The 16,535-nt window shown below is 75.1% G+C and carries 16 protein-coding genes; 6 read left to right on the forward strand and 10 right to left on the reverse strand.

The window, feature by feature from the left end; all coding sequences use genetic code 11:
• Positions 1-35: 35 nt before the first annotated feature.
• Together ACFYYT_RS31350 and ACFYYT_RS31355 are read right to left on the reverse strand one after the other, a co-directional pair.
• On the reverse strand, positions 36-1,079 hold the full coding sequence (locus tag ACFYYT_RS31350; protein ID WP_351827948.1) for a PDR/VanB family oxidoreductase: 1,044 nt from the start codon (positions 1,077-1,079) through the stop codon (positions 36-38).
• Positions 1,076-1,972, reverse strand: coding sequence for a metal-dependent hydrolase (locus ACFYYT_RS31355; protein WP_351827951.1), 897 nt, complete (start codon positions 1,970-1,972; stop codon positions 1,076-1,078). Before ACFYYT_RS31355 ends, ACFYYT_RS31350 begins: the two co-directional genes overlap by 4 nt.
• A gap of 247 nt (positions 1,973-2,219) precedes the next feature.
• Here ACFYYT_RS31355 and ACFYYT_RS31360 point away from each other — a divergent pair, with 247 nt between their 5' ends.
• Positions 2,220-2,846 carry a DUF5701 family protein gene (locus tag ACFYYT_RS31360; RefSeq protein ID WP_351828012.1) on the forward strand — a complete coding sequence of 209 codons (627 nt, stop codon included), beginning with the start codon at positions 2,220-2,222 and terminating at the stop codon, positions 2,844-2,846.
• 52 nt (positions 2,847-2,898) lie between these two features.
• On the opposite strand, the gene ACFYYT_RS31365 is transcribed toward ACFYYT_RS31360, so the two are convergent.
• From ACFYYT_RS31365 to ACFYYT_RS31375, 3 genes are all read right to left on the reverse strand, one after another.
• A complete protein-coding gene (locus tag ACFYYT_RS31365) occupies positions 2,899-4,830 on the reverse strand; it encodes a hypothetical protein (RefSeq protein WP_351828014.1) in 1,932 nt (643 codons plus the stop codon).
• Positions 4,831-4,931: 101 nt separating this feature from the next.
• Positions 4,932-5,726, reverse strand: a complete 795-nt coding sequence (locus tag ACFYYT_RS31370) for a tyrosine-protein phosphatase (protein ID WP_351827953.1) — start codon at positions 5,724-5,726, stop codon at positions 4,932-4,934.
• Between the two features lie 91 nt (positions 5,727-5,817).
• Positions 5,818-6,429: a rhomboid-like protein gene (locus ACFYYT_RS31375; RefSeq protein WP_351827955.1), complete on the reverse strand. Its 612-nt coding sequence runs from the start codon at positions 6,427-6,429 to the stop codon at positions 5,818-5,820.
• A 65-nt stretch (positions 6,430-6,494) separates the two neighbouring features.
• On the opposite strand from ACFYYT_RS31375, the gene ACFYYT_RS31380 reads away from it, so the two are divergent.
• Entirely contained in the window at positions 6,495-7,421 is a 927-nt protein-coding gene (locus ACFYYT_RS31380; RefSeq protein ID WP_351827958.1) for a hypothetical protein, read from the forward strand.
• Positions 7,422-7,502: 81 nt separating this feature from the next.
• Positions 7,503-8,984 carry a PepSY domain-containing protein gene (locus tag ACFYYT_RS31385; RefSeq protein WP_351827961.1) on the forward strand — a complete coding sequence of 494 codons (1,482 nt, stop codon included), beginning with the start codon at positions 7,503-7,505 and terminating at the stop codon, positions 8,982-8,984.
• Positions 8,985-9,049: 65 nt separating this feature from the next.
• Here the strand turns inward: ACFYYT_RS31385 and ACFYYT_RS31390 are convergent, their stop codons facing one another.
• Positions 9,050-9,643: a winged helix-turn-helix domain-containing protein gene (locus ACFYYT_RS31390; protein ID WP_351827964.1), complete on the reverse strand. Its 594-nt coding sequence runs from the start codon at positions 9,641-9,643 to the stop codon at positions 9,050-9,052.
• Positions 9,644-10,057: 414 nt separating this feature from the next.
• A complete protein-coding gene (gene glnII, locus ACFYYT_RS31395) occupies positions 10,058-11,077 on the reverse strand; it encodes a glutamine synthetase (RefSeq protein WP_351827967.1) in 1,020 nt (339 codons plus the stop codon).
• A gap of 214 nt (positions 11,078-11,291) precedes the next feature.
• Here glnII and ACFYYT_RS31400 point away from each other — a divergent pair, with 214 nt between their 5' ends.
• Complete coding sequence (locus ACFYYT_RS31400; RefSeq protein WP_351828017.1) at positions 11,292-12,215, forward strand: Gfo/Idh/MocA family oxidoreductase; 924 nt, start codon at positions 11,292-11,294, stop codon at positions 12,213-12,215.
• 42 nt (positions 12,216-12,257) lie between these two features.
• Here ACFYYT_RS31400 and ACFYYT_RS31405 read toward each other — a convergent pair whose 3' ends face one another.
• A complete protein-coding gene (locus tag ACFYYT_RS31405) occupies positions 12,258-12,809 on the reverse strand; it encodes a hypothetical protein (protein WP_351827970.1) in 552 nt (183 codons plus the stop codon).
• Positions 12,810-12,910: 101 nt separating this feature from the next.
• Positions 12,911-13,285: an ArsC/Spx/MgsR family protein gene (locus tag ACFYYT_RS31410; protein WP_351827972.1), complete on the reverse strand. Its 375-nt coding sequence runs from the start codon at positions 13,283-13,285 to the stop codon at positions 12,911-12,913.
• 107 nt (positions 13,286-13,392) lie between these two features.
• On the opposite strand from ACFYYT_RS31410, the gene ACFYYT_RS31415 reads away from it, so the two are divergent.
• Positions 13,393-13,647 (forward strand): hypothetical protein, encoded by a 255-nt coding sequence (locus tag ACFYYT_RS31415; RefSeq protein ID WP_351827974.1) that lies wholly within the window; start codon positions 13,393-13,395, stop codon positions 13,645-13,647.
• Between the two features lie 316 nt (positions 13,648-13,963).
• On the opposite strand, the gene ACFYYT_RS31420 is transcribed toward ACFYYT_RS31415, so the two are convergent.
• Positions 13,964-15,046 carry a PP2C family protein-serine/threonine phosphatase gene (locus ACFYYT_RS31420; RefSeq protein WP_351827977.1) on the reverse strand — a complete coding sequence of 361 codons (1,083 nt, stop codon included), beginning with the start codon at positions 15,044-15,046 and terminating at the stop codon, positions 13,964-13,966.
• A gap of 76 nt (positions 15,047-15,122) precedes the next feature.
• On the opposite strand from ACFYYT_RS31420, the gene ACFYYT_RS31425 reads away from it, so the two are divergent.
• A complete protein-coding gene (locus ACFYYT_RS31425) occupies positions 15,123-15,812 on the forward strand; it encodes a VIT family protein (protein ID WP_351827979.1) in 690 nt (229 codons plus the stop codon).
• Positions 15,813-16,535: the final 723 nt, after the last annotated feature.

Below are 16,535 nucleotides of genomic sequence, written 5' to 3' on the forward strand. Positions count from 1 at the left end.
GACACCCTACTTCTCCCCTCGGGGGGAAGCGGAAGTCAAAGGTCCAAGGTCAGGCGCTCCCCGGCCGCGCGCGAGACGCACAGCAGCATCGAGTCCGCCCGCTCCCCGTCCGTGAGGAGCTCGTCGCGGTGCTCCACCGCGCCCGCCAGCACCCGGTGTTGGCAGGTCCCGCAGAAGCCCTGCTCACAGGAGTACGGGGTGTCGGGCAGCAGCCGGCGCACCGCCGTCAGCGCCGATTCCCCGGCCCCGACCTCGACGGTGCGGCCCGAGCGGCCCAGTTCCACCGTGAAGGGGCGGGCCGCTGCGGCCACCGCCGGAGCGAAGCGTTCCAGACGCACCGCCGAGGGGTCCGCCGCGGCCTGCGCGGCAGCCCGCATCAGCGGCTCGGGCCCGCAGCAGTAGACCAGGGTGCCCGGCGCGGCCGCCCCGAGCGGGGTCAGGTCCGGCAGGCCCGCCTCGTCCTCGGGGACCACCGTCACCCGGTCCCCGTAGGCGGCGAGTTCGGGCAGGAACGGCATCGAGGCGCGCGAGCGGCCCCCGTACAGCAGGGTCCAGCCGGCGCCCGCCGCCGTCGCCGCGCGGAGCATGGGCAGGACCGGGGTGATGCCGATGCCGCCCGCGACGAAGGCGTACGAGGGGGCGGGGAGCAGCTCGAACCGGTTGCGCGGCGGCCGCAGTTCCAGCTCGGTGCCCACCTCCAGCCGGGCGTGCGCCTCGCGGGAGCCGCCCCGGCCGTCCTCGACGAGCCGGACCGCGATGGTGTAGCGGCCCTGCTCGGCGGGGTCCCCGCACAGCGAGTACTGGCGGACCAGCCCCGAGGGCAGGACGAGGTCGACGTGCGCGCCCGGGGTCCAGGGCGGCAGTTCGGCGGACTCCAGCGTCAGCAGCACCACCCCGTCGGCCGGTTCGGCCCGGGCCGCGACCCGTACGCGCAGCAGCCGGCGCGGCGAGTACCCCGACACGGGGGTGTCCAGGGCGGGCAGCGGCCACAGCGGGGAGCGGCCGATACGGCTGCGCAGCGCCCGCCGGGTCAGTACCGCGGCCCCCGCGAGGGCCGTCACGGCCAGGGCCCGCCTCACGGCCGCACCCCGCCGGACGCGCCGGGGGAGGTGGCCAGGTAGGCGACGGCCTGGGCCGTCGAACCCTCCTGCGAGGGGTGGTACGTACGGGAGAGGTAGGTCGGGATCGACCTCGCCATGGCACCCGCCGAGGGCAGCACCCCCTGCTGTCCGGCCCGGAAGAACTGGCCGAGGGAGGCCTTGGCGGCGGGCAGCGAGGGGTCGTTCTCCATGAAGAAGCGGGCGCCGCGCTGCCAGAGGAAGACCAGGGCGGTGAAGGCGGTGGCCCAGGTCCTGGCCCGGCGGCGGTAGCTGCCGTCGACGTGCATGAACAGGTCGAAGGCCACCGAGCGGTGCTCGACCTCCTCCGCGCCGTGCCAGCGCAGCAGGTCCAGCATCATCGGGTCCGCGCCGCGGCGGTCGAGTTCGTCGGCGTTGAGGACCCAGTCGCCGAGGAAGGCGGTGTAGTGCTCGATCGCCGCGATCATCGCGACCCGCTCCATCAGCCACCACCGGCGGGCCTTGCCGGGCGGCAGGGTACGGTCCCCGAGCAGCTTCTCGAACAGCCAGTCCACCTGCGCGGTGTACGGCGTCGGGTCGAGGCCGAGGCGCCGCAGGTGCGGGAGGACGTCGTCGTGCGCGGCGGCGTGCATGGCCTCCTGCCCGATGAAGCCGATGACGTCCGCCCGCAGCCGCTCGTCCGTGATGTACGGGAGGACCTGCTTGTAGACGTGCACGAACCACCGCTCACCGGCGGGCAGGAGCAGGTGCAGCACGTTGATGGTGTGTCCGGCGAAGGGATCGCCGGGCAGCCAGTGGAGCGGGGTGTCCTCCCAGGAGAACGAGACGTTCCGCGGGTGGAGGTCTATGTGTTCCGTCGCCACGGGGGCGGGCGCGAGCGGCGTATTAGACATGGCGTCAATGTACTGATGGGTACGGAAGAGGAAAACCCCCTTGCACGGCCAATGTGCCGCCCCCGCGCCCGGATCGGGGCCCGTGGGGCGCCGGTTCGCCGGTTCGCCGGTTCGCCGGGAACATTTCGGGGGGTGGTTCCGTTCAGGGTGGACCCCGCGTGCGCCCTGCGAACAGAGGACCGGCTTGAGCGACTTCCCGTCTCCCGCCCCCGCCCCCGTATCCGACCCCGCGCCGCCCCTCCCGTCCCTGCCGCCGCTCGCCGCCCAGGCGGAACACCTGGTCCGGCTCGGTGTGCACGCGCTCGCCGGGATCCCCGTCGAGGAGCTGCGCGCCTTCGCCGCCGCGGCCGGCGGCGCGCGGGAGGACGTCCTGCTCGCCGTCCACCCGGACCGCGCGCCCGCCTCCGTCCTCGCACCGCTGCTCGTCCGGGCGGGCAAGCCCGGCTTCGTCGTGGTCGACATGACGGACGTCGACCGCTTCGCCCCCGACGGCGTCGAGCTCCCCGACGCCCCCCTCTACCTGGTGACCGGCGTCGACCGAGGTGACCGCATGGCCAACCGGAGCCCGCAGGAGGCGCTGCCCGCGCTCGCGCGGGAGGGCCGCAGCCCGCTCGTGCTCACCGAGGGCATCCACTGGATCCTCCAGCGGCCGGAGGTACTGGAGCGCGACCGCTGCTTCATGACCATCGGCTCCCGGCTGCGCAAGCCGAACGGCACCCCCGACGCCCGCACCCCGGCGATCTGGATCAGCAACGGCACCGGACGCGACGGCCGGGAGCGGCGCGAGGCCCCCAAGGTCGGCTGGTGCTGGTGGGGCAACCGCCACACCTGGCTGGGCTTCGGCTCCACCACGGGCCGCTCCCTGACGGGCTGATGGCCCGACGGGCGGGCTGATGCCCCGGCGGGCGGGCGGGCGACGGCGAAGGCTAGCGCAGCACCCCGGCCTTGGTGCCGTCCGTCAGCTTGCCCGTCAGGTCCACCTGCGCGCCCTCCGGGGCCTTCACCGCCAGCCGGTTGCCCGTGGCGGAGCCGGTCACCCCGCCGCCGGACACCGACAGCGAGGCGAACTGCGCGCTGCCCGCGGCCAGGACGTACCACTGCCCCGCGCGGGACTTCCACAGCACTCCGGCCAGCACCCGCGGCTCCCGGGGCCCGCAAGCGGGCGAGCCCTCCGCCTTCGCGGCCTGGGCCGCCCCGGGCGCGCCCGGCGCCAGGAACTGGGCCTGCACCCGGTCCGCCGTGCCCTGCCAGGTCTCCGCCCGGGTGCACAGCCAGGCGGCCGTCCCGTCGTTCTCCGGCAGCGGCTGCTTCGCGTACGTCCAGGCGTTGACGGTACGGACCCCGTGCGAGCGCACCGAGGGCAGCAGGCAGGCGATCCGCGCCCAGTCGCCCAGCTCCGCCGCCTCCGTCACGTCCCGCGCGGCCCCCGGCGCGCCGGAGGTCAGCCGGGCCGGGGTCAGCTCGCCCAGGTCCGTGACCAGCCGGGTCGCGCCGTCGCCGGTCAGCGACAGGGCGTTCCAGCTCGTACAGTTCCCGCCCGGCGCGGGGCCCACCAGGGGCGGGGTGACCCCGTCGGGGGTGAGCTTGAGGGGCGCCGGGGCCTCGGCGGGCTTGAGCAGGTCGCGCAGGGCGGCGCCGGTGATCCAGGGGGCCGTCAGGTAGCGGACGTTGCCGTCGACCCGGCTGAGCACCAGACCCGTCGCCGTGTCCGCCGAGGCCCCGTCGGTCCGGGCGAAGTCCAGCGCCGCGCCCGCGGTGCCGGTGCGCGGTTCGGCGTACCGGACCACGCGCAGCCCGTCGTACATCAGGACCACCACCGCCTGGTCCACGGTCCCCGCGAACAGCAGCTGGGCCGGGCCCATCGGCGGACCCGACGGGGTGCCGGGCGTGGCCGAGACCACCACCGCCCGGCCGGGCCGCGCCCACACGGCCAGCGCCCGGCGCAGCAGCCCGGTGTCCCCGGCGCGGTCGCCGCGCGCGGGCCAGGCGGAGTAGTCCGTACGGGAGGACGTGCGCCACACCGCGGGAGCGACCCGCACCAGCTGCCCCGGGTCCAGGGCCGCCTGCGCCGCCGCGTTCAGCGCGTACGGCGGGGCCGCGGGCCCGTCCGAACCCCAGCCCCCGCCCGGCAGCGCCAGCAGCGCCCCGCACACCGCGAGGGCGGCCGCGCCCGCCAGCGAGGCCCGGGCGAACCGGCGGCGGCGCAGCAGGTCGGTGGGCCGGGCCTGGAGCACGCACGGATCGAACTCGGGGGAGGAGAACAGGGCGTCGTGCGCCGGGTCCCCCGACTCCGCGACCGCCCCCGCGGGGTCCGCCACCCCGGCCTCGGCCAGCACCCGGAGCACCTCCGGCTCCGAGAGCCCCTCCAGCGCCCGCAGGACGCAGGCCGCCCGGCCGGGGCCGCCCAGCGTGGCCAGCCACTGGTCCAGCGCCAGCTCTTCGGCCCCGCCCGCCCGCGGGAACAGTCGCAGCCCCCACACGCGGGGCAGCGGCGCCGGCAGCTGCCCGCGCAGCGGCAGCGAGCGGAACGTCAGCGGGACCCCCGCCTCCAGGGCGGAGCGCAGCACCCGCAGCCGGACGTACGCGTACCCCGACTCGGCCCCGCCCGGCTCGCCGCGCTGCGCCGGGACCCCGCCCCGCACGTCCACGGGGACGACCCCCCGCCGCCCGCGCGGCAGCGCCCGCTGGGTCAGCGAATGGGCGGTGAGCACCCGCCGGTTGCGGCCGAGGGAGGGCGGCAGCACCAGATAGGCGAGCCGCACCAGCCGGGGGTAGTGCTCGACGATGGCGGCCTCGGCCTGCTCGACGTCGGGAGCAAGGGGGCGGGTGGCGGTATCCGGCGCAGTCACGTTCAGCAGAACGAGCGAATCGTCGGATGGTCACCCGTGCCCAGCGCGCACGTTCGGACGAACCGGGGTGCCTGCGGGATGACCGGCGGCGGGGCCGGTGGTGGCGCCGGTCAGGCGATGAGCCGGGTGCGCAGCGCCTCGACCGTCTCGTCCGCGACGCCCAGCCCCTCCCGCACGTACTTCTCCATCGATCCGTACCGCACGCGCACCTCGTCCAGGCCCGCCTCCAGGTAGGAGGGGAAGACCCCGATCAGGGCCAGCGCGATGTCCGGGTCCCCGCCCGCGACCGTGAAGCCCTCGATCATCGGGGCGAAGGCCGCCTTCACCGCCGGGTTCACCGACAGGTACTCGGCCATCAGGGTCTCGTCGTCCGCGCCGAGCAGCGAGAGGATCACCGTCGCGCCCCAGCCCGTACGGTCCTTGCCGGCCGTGCAGTGGAACAGCAGCGGCCCCGCCCCGGGGTCGGCGGCCTCGGTGAGCAGCGTGCGGTAGGCGGCGTGCGCCGAGCCGGTCGCGACGAAGGAGCGGTACACCGACCCGAACAGCGCCTGCGCCTTGCCGCCGCCCAGGTGCTCCTCGGCGACCACCGGATCGGCGAGCAGGTCCTTGAGCTGGGTGGCGGCGGGCATCCGGCCCTCGCTCATCTTGTCGGCCAGCACGTCGCGCACCAGCAGCCGCGCCCCCGCCGGTATCCGGTCGGGGTGGTCGGCGCGCTCGGCGGCGCTGCGGAAGTCGATGACCGTACGCAGTCCCAGCCCGGCCACCGCCGGGTCGGCGGCGGGGTCGAGCCGGTCGAGCGAGCCCGAGCGCAGCACGAGGCCGGGGCGGACGGTGCGGCCGCCGGCGAGCGGGGTGCCACCGAGGTCGCGCAGATTGGCGACGGTGGTGGAGGGCGTGGCGGTCATCGTGGCGGCTCCAGCGGGTGTGCGGCTCGGGGAGGTCGTGGTCACTGACTCGTGTCATTCATGCTTGTTCATGGCAAGGGCCACAAAAGGGTCACGCAAGAGCGATTTTCCGATGATTCCTTCGGGAAAGACAATCGACGGCCAGCGAGACCCCGATGCCGAGCCCGAGCGCCACCAGGTGCCCCGCGTCGGTGAAGGTCCGCTCCCGGCGCAGCACCGGCCGCACGGCGAGCGCCAGCAGGCCCGCCCGGGCCGTGGTGCGGACCGCGCCGCGCGGCAGGGCCGAGGTCAGGGCGCCGAGCACGGCGTTGAGCCCGTAGCTCGCGCCCACGTCCAGGGCCCGCCGGGTCTCGCGGTCGGCGGTGCGCCGCAGTACCCCGTGGACGAGCAGGGTCGCCGCGGTGTGCCCGAAGAGGAACACCGCGGCGGTCCACCAGGCCCCGTAGGCGTACTCCGCATAGCCCAGCACCGCGACCAGCAGGAGCGCGTAGGGCAGCGGCATGGGCTCTTCGAGCACGCAGGCGCTGGTCAGCAGGGTCTCCCAGCGGCCGGAGTCGAGATTGTCGACGTTCGTCGAGCAGGCGCGCAGCACCCGCTCCCGCTCCGCGGGCGCCAGCCGCTCCAGGGCGTGGGAACCGAGGTGGACCCCGCCGGTGTAGAGCGTGCTCAGCGGCAGCGGCCAGGGGCTCGGCAGTGGATTCACCCGTTCATGATCGGATACGGCCCCGTGGTGCTCGGCACCGGGCCCCGTGGGAGCATGACCGGGACATGTCTGACACCCGGCACCGCGCCCCGATGCGCGCCACGCGGGCCGCGATGTTCGCGGCGGTGTGCGTGACTTTGGCTGCGGTGGGGCATTCGTCCATGTCCGGGATGGACATCCCGTTCGGGTGGCTTCTGGGGGCATTCGCGGTGACGGCCGGGCTCGCCTGGCCAGCCACCTGGCGGCGCTGCGGACCCGTCGGCATCGGCGCCGCGCTGCTCGGCGCCCAGGCGGCGCTGCACCTGGCCTTCTCCGCGAGCGGCGCGCACCGCATGCCGGCGGCGCACACCCCCGGCCACCCCCACGCCCCCGGCCCGCCCGGCGCGGCGGCCCACGGTGCGTCCGACGCGCACGGCATGGCGGACCTGGCCGCGCACGGCGCCTCCGGCATGCCGGGCATGGAAGGCATGGCCGATGCCGCCGCCCACGGAACCTCCGGCCTGGACGCCATGGCCGCCCACGGTGCTGCCGACGCACACGGCATGGCCGATGCCGCCGCCCACGGGGCCTCCGGCATGGCCGGTGTGGCCGACGCGGGCGTGCACGCCGTCGCCGGGATGGCCGATATGGCCGGGGATGGTGTGGCCGGGGTGTTCGGGATGGCCGGGCGCGGGGGCTTCGGGATGATCGCCGTCCACCTCCTCGCCGGGCTCTTCTGCGCCGCGTGGCTGGCATGGGGCGAGGCCGCCGTCTTCCGGCTGGCCGGGACCCTCGGCGCCACCGCGCTGCTCGCCGCCCGGCCGCTCGCCCGCGCGCTCGCGCTGGTCCGGACCCGGGTGGCCCTCGTACCGGCGCCGCCCGCGCACTGCCCGCCGTACGTACGGCCACGCCGCCTGCGCGGGGCCGTCCACGCCCACACCGCGGTCCGCAGGGGTCCGCCCGGAGCGCGGTACGTCCGCGCCACGGCCCCCGGTCGTCCTGCCCGCGCCTGACCGGCGCATCCCCGTCCGTCGACGGGAGGGGCGAGACCCGGGGCCTTCCACCCATGTCTTCGCCAACCCCTGAGGACCCACATGTCCCTCGACGAACTCCACGACGTCCCCGCCCGGGACCCGGAGAACCCGCCGACCCCGTCCACCCCACCCGCCGCCGCCCCCGCCCGTTCCGCCGCGGGCACCGGCTGGGCCGCCCTGCGGCCGCTGCTCCTGCGCGTGCACTTCTACGCGGGCCTGCTGATAGCCCCGCTGCTGTTCCTCGCCGCCGCCACCGGCCTGCTGTACGCCGGCTCGTGGCAGGCCGAGAAGATCCTCTACTCCGACGAGCTGACGGTGCCCCACGTCGGCGCGGCCTCCGTACCGCTCAGCACCCAGGTGAAGGCCGCCCGCGGCGCCGTCCCCGAGGGCAAGGTGATCGGCGTCTGGCCCGCTCCCGAGGCCGACGCCACCACTCGCGTGATCATGGAGCGCCCGGGGCTGGGGGAGGGCGAGACCCTCACCGTCTTCGTCGACCCGTACACCGCCGACGTGCGCGGGCAGCTCACCACCGCCGGTGACGCGCTGCCGCTGCGGGCATGGCTGAGCGAGTTCCACTCCAGCCTCCAGCTGGGCGAGTTCGGCCGGAACTACAGCGAACTCGCCGCCAGCTGGCTCTGGGTGGTCGCGCTGGGCGGAGTCGCCCTGTGGGCCGGCCGCCGCCGCTCCCGCCGGGCGGACCTGGTCCGTCCCGACCGCAAGGCCACCGGCCGGCGCCGCGTCCTGTCCTGGCACGGCACCGTGGGGCTGTGGGCGGCCGTCGGCCTCGTGGCCCTCTCCGCCACCGGCCTGACCTGGTCGCGCTACGCCGGTGAGAACATCGGCCGGCTCCAGGACCGGCTCGGCGGCGCCACCCCGTCGGTGTCCGCCGCCCTCACCACCGGCGCCGCCGCCGGCTCCGACGAGCACGCCGGCCACGTCATGACCGAGGGCATGGAGATGCCGCCGCCGGCGCCGACCGCGGACGTCGGCATCGACCGGGCGGTCGCCGCCGCCCGGGCCGCCGGGGTCACCGAGAACCTGCGCGTCACCCTGCCCGCGGCCGGCAAGGGCTACGTGGTCAAGGAGAACGACAAGACGCTGCCGGTGCACCTGGACTCCGTCGCCGTCGACCCCGCCGACGGCCGGGTCATGGACGAACTGCGCTTCGCGGACTATCCGCTGCTCGCGCAGCTCACCCGCTTCGGCATCGACCTGCACATGGGCCTGACCCTCGGCATCGTCAACCAGCTCCTGCTGGCCGCGCTCGCCGTCGCGGTGATGTTCCTCGTGGTGTGGGGCTACCGGATGTGGTGGATGCGCAGGCCCACCAAGGACCGCCGGCTCTCCGTGGGCCGCGCGCAGCCGCGCGGCGCCTGGCGGAAGCTGCCGGTGACCGTGCTGCTGCCGTTCGCCTGCGTGACGGCGGTCGTCGGCTGGTTCGTCCCGCTCCTCGGGATCAGCCTGCTCGCCTTCCTCGCCGTCGACGTGGTCCTCGGCCTCGTGGCGGGCCGTGGCAAGGGGGCCGTGGCGCCGCGGGGCTGAGGCCCGGCGCCGGCTCGGCGGGCCCGGGCCCGTACTCCCCTCGGGAGTGCGGGCCCGCTTCCGCGTCAGGGTGCGTACTTGTAGCCCACCCGGCGGACGGTCTGGATCGCACCTCGGTGGGCCGCGCCCAGCTTGCGGCGCAGCCGGGCGATGTGGACGTCGACCGTCCGGCCGTCACCGACGTGCCCGTAGCCCCACACGGTGGTCACCAGCTGGTCGCGGCTGTGCACCCGGTGCGGGTGCGCGACGAGGTGGGCCAGCAGCTCGAACTCCAGGTACGTCAGGTCCAGTACCTCGCCGTCCACTTCGGCGGTGCGCTGCGCCGGGTCGATGCGGACGAGGGAGTCGCCCGCGGGGGCCGGGGCCGCGCCGGCGGCCGGGGCCGACGGGGCGGGAACGGACTGCGGGGCGAAGGCGATCGGCTGCTGGTCGGCCGGTACGAGGACCAGGTAGCCGACCATCGGCGGCTGCCCCGGCAGCGTCGGCAGGGCGTGCTGCGGTGCGGGGAGCCAGGTGGCGCCGGGCGGGAGCAGGTCCACGACGCGGGCCACCTCGTCCCGGTCCACGGCCCGCAGCCGGTGGCGCGGACTGGGCGGGAAGGTCAGGGGGGCGGAGGTCGCGGCGGAGGCGGCGGAAGTGAGGGAGCGGGTGTTCGCCATGAGTGGTCAGCTCTTTCACGCGGAGTGGTCGGCAGGAGACGTACGTGTGACGTAGTCGTCGTTGTCGTACCGCGCGGGCCGAAGGCCCCGGGAGGGTCTGCTCGTCAGGTCCCGGAGGGCTTTAGGGGGCCGGCGCGTTCTTCGCGCGGCAACACACCCGGTCGAAATCGTGGTCCTGACGGGACGGCCAGAACGGCTCGAGGTCGCCGCGACCTGTCGAGGAGTGCGAATGGCTGGCCATGGGCGTCATTCAAGCAGATGTACGGGGTCCAGGGCAGACCCCGTCTCACTTGGTGGAGCGGAATCTCATATTCAGCAATCAAGGTGTCGTCAGGTCGCAATATTCCCGACAAAACCCTCGGCCCCGGCGGCCGCTCCCGTCCGTCCGGGGCCGTCACGCGTATCGCATGCCGGTCAGAGCAGGCCGTCGCGCTCCAGGCCCGAACAGCAGGTGTCGGTGATGAGGCGGGTCACCACGTACGGGTCGACGTTCGCGTTCGGGCGGCGGTCCTCGATGTAGCCCGCGCCGTCCTTCTCCACCTGCCACGGGATGCGCACCGAGGCGCCGCGGTCGGACACGCCGTAGCTGAACTCGTTCCACGGGGCCGTCTCGTGCAGCCCCGTCAGGCGTTCGTCGATGCCCGCGCCGTAGTTCTTGACGTGGTCCAGCGGCTTGCTGCCCTCGCCCAGCGCCTCGCACGCCGCGATGATCGCGCGGTAGTCCTCGCGCATCGCCTTCGTGGAGAAGTTGGTGTGCGCGCCCGCGCCGTTCCAGTCGCCCTTCACCGGCTTCGGGTTCAGCGTCGCAGAGACGTTGAAGTCCTCGGCCGTGCGGTACAGCAGCCAACGGGCGATCCACAGCTGGTCGGAGACCTCCAGCGGGCCGACCGGGCCGACCTGGAACTCCCACTGGCCGGGCATGACCTCGGCGTTGATCCCGGAGATGCTCAGGCCGGCCGCCAGGCAGTGGTCGAGGTGCTTCTCGACGATGTCGCGGCCGAAGATCTCGTCGGAGCCGACGCCGCAGTAGTAGCCGCCCTGCGCCGCCGGGAAACCGTTGACCGGGAAGCCGAGCGGGCGCGAGCCGTCGAAGAACGTGTACTCCTGCTCGATGCCGAAGATCGGCGCCTGCCCGGCGAACCTCTCCGCGACGGGCCGCAGCAGGGCGCGGGTGTTCGACTCGTGCGGGGTCATGTCGATGTTCATGACCTCGCAGAGCACGAGGACGGCCGAGCCGCCGCGGATCGGGTCCGGGCAGGAGAACACCGGCTGGAGCACGCGGTCGGAGGCGTGCCCCTCGGCCTGGTTCGTGCTCGAACCGTCGAAGCCCCAGACCGGCAGCGCCTCGCCGTCCGCCAGGATCCTGGTCTTGGAGCGAAGCTTCGCCGTCGGCTCGGTGCCGTCGATCCAGATGTACTCGGCCTTGTAGCTCACGGGCGCCATCCTGACTCTGCGGTGCCGCACCCGGGGGCGCGGCGGTTCGCCATGGTGTCCCCCGCAGGGTGCCCGGTGGCGATTTCTCATCCGTTGCCCGTATGTGAAGCCCGTGTTACCGAGGTTTACCCCGCAGGTCGGGCGGGCTGTGCGGGTCGGCGGCCGTACACCCGGCCGGGTGGGGCATATTGAGCGGGTGAGCATTTCGTACGACGTGAACTCCGCCGACGAGCGGTCCGCGGAGGGCTCCGGCCCCGTCCGCCCCCGGGTCGGGCTGCTGGGGACGGGCCCCTGGGCCCGCCGCACCCACGCCCCCGCCCTCGCCGCCCACTCCGGCTCCGTCTTCGCGGGCGTGTGGGGCCGCCGCCCCGAAGCGGCGGCCGCGCTGGCCCGTGAGCACGGCGTGAAGGTGTACGAAGACCCCGACGAGCTGTTCGCGGACTGTGACGTCGTGGCCTTCGCCCTACCGCCGGACGTCCAGGCCCCGCTGGCCGTGCGCGCGGCCGCCGCCGGATGCCATCTGCTGCTCGACAAGCCCGTCGCGACCACCGTCGAGGACGCCCGCGCCGTGGCCGACGCCGCGACCCGGCACGGCGTCGCCTCCGTCGTCTTCCTCACCCTGCGCTTCGCCGAGCCGACCGCCGGCTGGGTCGCCGAACAGGCCGCGCGGACCGGCTGGTTCACCGCCTCCGCGCACTGGCTCGGCGCGGTCTTCCCGCCCGACGGCACGCCCAGCGCGTACGCCGATTCGCCCTGGCGCAAGGCCAAGGGCGGCCTGTGGGACGTCGGCCCGCACGCGCTGTCCGTCCTGATCCCGGTGCTGGGCGAGGTCACCGCCGTCACCGCCGCCCGGGGCCCCTCCGACCTGGTCCAGCTGGCCCTGCGGCACGCCTCGGGCGCGGCCAGCACCGCCGTGCTCAGCCTGGGGGCGCCGCGCGCGGCCGCCGGGGTGGGGCTGGAACTGCGCGGGGCCGAGGGCGTCTTCTCGCTGCCCGACTGGAGCGATGTGCCGGGTGCCTACGGGCGCGCCCTGGACGCGCTCCTCACCGCCGCCCGCACGGGCGTCCCGGACCCGCGCGGGGCGCTGTTCGGAGCCCGGCTGACGGAGATCCTGGTGGAGGCGGAGGGCCAGCTCTAGGGGGTCTCCGGCGGACCGGTGCCGGCGGATCACGGCCGGGGGCTACTTGATCAGGGCGTTCGCCACGATGATGGCCAGTCCGATCGTGGCGTCCGCCAGGCCGATGAGCAGCGCCGGGGCGAGCCGGTAGCCGACCCGGATCGCGATGAAGGCGCCCCAGGCGAAGAGCAGGGCGGTGTTCAGGCCGAGGCCGACGGCGGTGACCCCGTACGACTCCCAGTGCGCGAGCCCGGCGATCAGGAGCAGGAGCACGGTGGGCAGGGTGGCCACGATCATCGGCCACTCGTGCCACAGGGCCCGCGAGAGCACCCGCCACCGGTGGCCGGCCGAGCCGGGCTGGTGGGTGCTCATGTGGTGGGAGTACCCGTGCGCGAGTGCGGCCGTGGCGGCGGTGACCAGGACCCAGGCGGCGTCGTAGAAGGGCGTGTACTCCCCGCCCTTCTGGTCCAGCGCGGCCAGCAGGCCGCTGGCCAGGACGGTTCCGTACACCCCGCCGAACATCCAGTCGGCCCCCCGCCGCGGTGGCGGGATCGGCTGCCCTCCGGCGGTGTGCGGCGGCACGGTGGTGGGCTGCGGCGGCGACTGCTCGGTCACGACGGGGGATCCTTTGGTGTGTCTCGTGTCGGTTTGTTCCTTTTCGGTACGGGCCCACCCTACGAGGCGCGGGGTGGGGGCGGGATGAAGGGCGGGGGCGGTCAGGTGGCCTTGCGGGAGAGCGCCTCGCGGACGGCCTCGTCCGAGCGGGCGATCACGGCGGTGCCGTCCTCGGCGGTGATGACCGGGCGCTGGATCAGCTTCGGGTGGGCGGCCAGGTGGGCGATCCAGGCCCGGCGGGCGGTGTCGGTCGCCTCGCGCGGCAGGTCCCGTACGCCGGTCTCCTTCGCCAGGGGGTCGGAGGTGCGCGTGAGGTCCCAGGGCTCCAGTCCGAGGCGGTCGAGCACCTCGCGGATCTCGTCCTCGGAGGGCACGTCCTCCAGGTAGCGGCGCACCGTGTACTCGGCGCCCTCCGCGTCCAGCAGGGTCAGCGCGGCACGGCACTTCGAGCAGGCGGGATTGATCCAGATCTCCATGGCGGCCAGGGTAGTCAGACTCCGTCTGGCCAGGGGCTTTTGTCAGTGCCCCCCGGTAAAATCGAGGAAGCACGACAGGAAGCCAACTACCGTTTGGGAGGCTGTAGATGGCCGCTGCCGCGATCATTTCGATGCCCAAGAAGAAGCCCCTGCCGGCGGGGCTGCCCCGCGAGTGGTACGAGAACCACAACCGCCGCCTCAAGGCGATGCGGCTGGCGATTTCCCTGCTCGACACCGGGACGTACGAGGCCAAGCGCGCCACCAACCGCAAGATACGGACGATGGCGGTGCGGGTCGGCATTCACCGCCCGTCGAACCTCACCTGCAGGATGGTCCGCTCGTTCATCCGCGAGAGCGTCTGAGGCGTCGCCGGGGCCGCCGTCGGGCCGGCTCCGGCGACGGCGCTCACCGAGCCGGTCCAGGAGCCTGCGTGGGCGCTGCCGTCGGGTGCGGCGGCGAGGAGCAGCGCTCCGGCCAGGAGGGCCACGGCGGCGGCGGAAGCCGACGCCGTGGCCGCCCGGAGCCGTCGGCGGTGCTTGTACGGTGCGCGCATCGGGGGGCCTCGGCTTTCCGTTTCCGTGTTCGAGTGGGGACTCCGCCGAGGAAACCATGGAAAACGGGCGAAAAGGGCGACTGTTACGTGCCGGTCATCTGATCAGTACGGCGCGGTCACGCGCGTCACTCCAGAACGGGCGACAGCTGCAACAGGGCCACGTCGTCGCGCGGGCCGCCCCCGGTGAAGGCGGCCAGGTCCCGCCACACCGCCGGGACCAGGCCCGCCGGCTCGCCGGCCAGCACCGGGAGGCGGGTGGCCAGCGGGTAGAAGTACCCCGCCGCGTCCCGGGCCTCGGTGACCCCGTCGGTGTAGGCGAGGAGCCGGTCGCCGGCCAGCAGGGGAAGTTCTGCCATCGCCGGGGGGCCCGGCGGGGCCAGCCCCAACCCCAGCGGGGGTCCCGGTTCCACTTCCACCTCCGAGACCGCGAAATCGCGCAGCAGCAGCACCGGCGGATGCCCGCACGAGACGATGCGCACGAGGTCCCGCCCGGGCGGGAACTCCAGCAGCACCGCCGTCGCGAACAGCTCCGCGTGCGGGGTGCAGTCCACCGCCGCGTCCGCCGCCAGCCGGCGGTCCAGCCGGGCGGCGACCCCGGTCAGCTCCGCGTCGTCCAGCACCGCCTCCCGGAAGGCGCCGAGCAGCGCGACCACCGTCCCGACCGCCGCCAGGCCGTGGCCCTGCACGTCCGCCACCACCGCCCGCACCCCGTACGGCCCGGCCCGTACGTCGTACAGGTCGCCGCCGACCAGCGTGCCGCGCTGGGCCGCGCGGTAGAGCCCGGCGCAGCGCACCCGGCCCACCCGCTCGGGCACCGGCGGCAGTACCGCCATCTGGGCGGCCTCGGCGACGGTACGGACGCTGACCAGCTGGTGGTCCCGGCGCCGGCGCACCCAGGAGATGACCACGCTGAGGGCGCCGACGCTGGCCACCGTGGCCAGGTCGGAGCCCTTGGCGTGGCCCATGCCGAGCCCGGGCACGCCGAGCAGGATCAGCACCATGGCGGCGTAGACGGCGGTGCCGGCGGCCCCGTAGGAGAAGGCGGCCACGGCGGGCAGGGCGGCCAGGAAGTAGCCCAGCTCGATGTCGCCCGGGGTCGCCCACTGGGCGAGGCAGAGCACCACCATCGCCACCGCGGGCGCGAAGCGGGCCCAGCGGGGCGGCGGCGTGCCGTGCAGGCTGCCCAGGTCCTCCCGTCCGCGTCTCACCCCTCCACCCTGGTCCCGGGAACGGGGGCGCGCACGCCGGGTGGCCCCGGCGGGCGGGGCCCACCACAGTGGTCCCGTGACCGATACGCGGAGCGCGGCGATCAGCACCCGGCTGAACTGGCTGCGGGCCGGGGTGCTCGGGGCCAACGACGGGATCATCTCGACGGCCGGCCTGGTGGTGGGCGTGGCCGGGGCCACCACCTCGCGCACCGCGATCCTCACGGCGGGGGTGGCCGGCCTGCTGGCGGGCGCGCTGTCGATGGCGGCGGGGGAGTACGTGTCGGTCAGCTCGCAGCGGGACTCCGAACGGGCCGCGCTGGACGTGGAGCGGCGGGAGCTGGCGCAGGAGCCGGAGGCGGAGCTGGACGAACTCACCGAGCTGCTGATGCAACGGGGCCTGGACCGGGGGCTGGCCCGGGAGGCGGCGGAGCAGCTGACGGAGCGGGACGCGCTGAGGGCGCACGCGCGGGTGGAACTGGGGATCGAGCCGGACCAGCTGGCGAACCCGTGGCACGCGGCGGCCGCGAGTCTGGTCGCCTTCACGGTGGGGGCGGTGCTGCCGCTGCTGGCGATCGTCCTGCCGGGGGCGTCGGGGCGGGTGCCGGTCACGGTGACGGCGGTGCTGGCGGCGCTCACCCTGTGCGGGGTGCTCAGCGCACGGCTGGGCGGGGCGCCGGTTCCCCGAGCGATCGCCCGCAACGTCCTGGGCGGCGCCCTGGCCATGACGGTCACCTACACAGCCGGCACCTGGCTCGGCACCACCTGACCCCGCGCCTCAAACGCCGGCGGGGCTGAGTATGGCTGCGAACACCGCCGGGGCCGGGCGTCGCTGCGCAGCCGTTCGCGCGCGGCGCCGTTCCCGGGGGCCAGCCCCCGGACCCCCGCGCCTCAAACGCACGCGAGGCTGGGTTTGGCTGCGAGCGCCGACGGGGCTGGAGGTGGCTGCGGGCGTCGGCGGGGCAGTGTGTGTCTGCGAGCGTGCCGCCGGGGCCGGGCGTCGCTGCGCAGCCGTTCACGTGCGGCGCCGTTCCCGGGGGCCAGCCCCCGGACCCCCGCGCCTCAAACGCCGGCGAGGCTGGGTTTGGCTGCGAGTGCCGGTGGGGCTGGAGGTGGCTGCGGGCACCGGCGGGGAGGGGTGTTGCTGCGGGCGCGGACGGGGCTGCGTTTGTTTGCCGAGGCAGATGGCGCTGGGTTGGCTGCGAGAAGCAGATGGCTTGGGGGCTGCTGTGCCGGGGGTCGCAGGGGCGGGGTCGGGGTGGGGTGTCGTCCGGGATGTAAAACGTGATTTGTTGGCGCGCGGTGCCGCTGCGCAGGACCACCCCGGAGCGGGCGCCATAAATCATGCCTATCCCGGACGGCCCCCCCCCCCCGGCCCCGCGCCCCGCCCCCCCCCCCCCCCCCCCCCCCCCCCCCCCCCCCCCGCCCCCCCCGCCCCCCCCCCGCGGCCCCGCCCCCCCCCCCCGCCCCCCCCCCCCCCCACCGGGGCCCG

The organism is Streptomyces sp. NPDC002032 (assembly GCF_042890765.1).
Classification (GTDB): Bacteria; Actinomycetota; Actinomycetes; order Streptomycetales; family Streptomycetaceae; genus Streptomyces.

What these genes read in the sequence shown, in the direction of transcription:
- ACFYYT_RS31355 (WP_351827951.1), bottom strand. Translation starts at nt 1,972, where the DNA reads ATGTCTAATACGCCGCTCGCGCCCGCCCCCGTGGCGACGGAACACATA.
- ACFYYT_RS31370 (WP_351827953.1), bottom strand. Translation starts at nt 5,726, where the DNA reads ATGACCGCCACGCCCTCCACCACCGTCGCCAATCTGCGCGACCTCGGT.
- ACFYYT_RS31380 (WP_351827958.1), top strand. Translation starts at nt 6,495, where the DNA reads ATGTCTGACACCCGGCACCGCGCCCCGATGCGCGCCACGCGGGCCGCG.
- ACFYYT_RS31385 (WP_351827961.1), top strand. Translation starts at nt 7,503, where the DNA reads ATGTCCCTCGACGAACTCCACGACGTCCCCGCCCGGGACCCGGAGAAC.
- ACFYYT_RS31390 (WP_351827964.1), bottom strand. Translation starts at nt 9,643, where the DNA reads ATGGCGAACACCCGCTCCCTCACTTCCGCCGCCTCCGCCGCGACCTCC.
- ACFYYT_RS31410 (WP_351827972.1), bottom strand. Translation starts at nt 13,285, where the DNA reads ATGGAGATCTGGATCAATCCCGCCTGCTCGAAGTGCCGTGCCGCGCTG.
- ACFYYT_RS31415 (WP_351827974.1), top strand. Translation starts at nt 13,393, where the DNA reads ATGGCCGCTGCCGCGATCATTTCGATGCCCAAGAAGAAGCCCCTGCCG.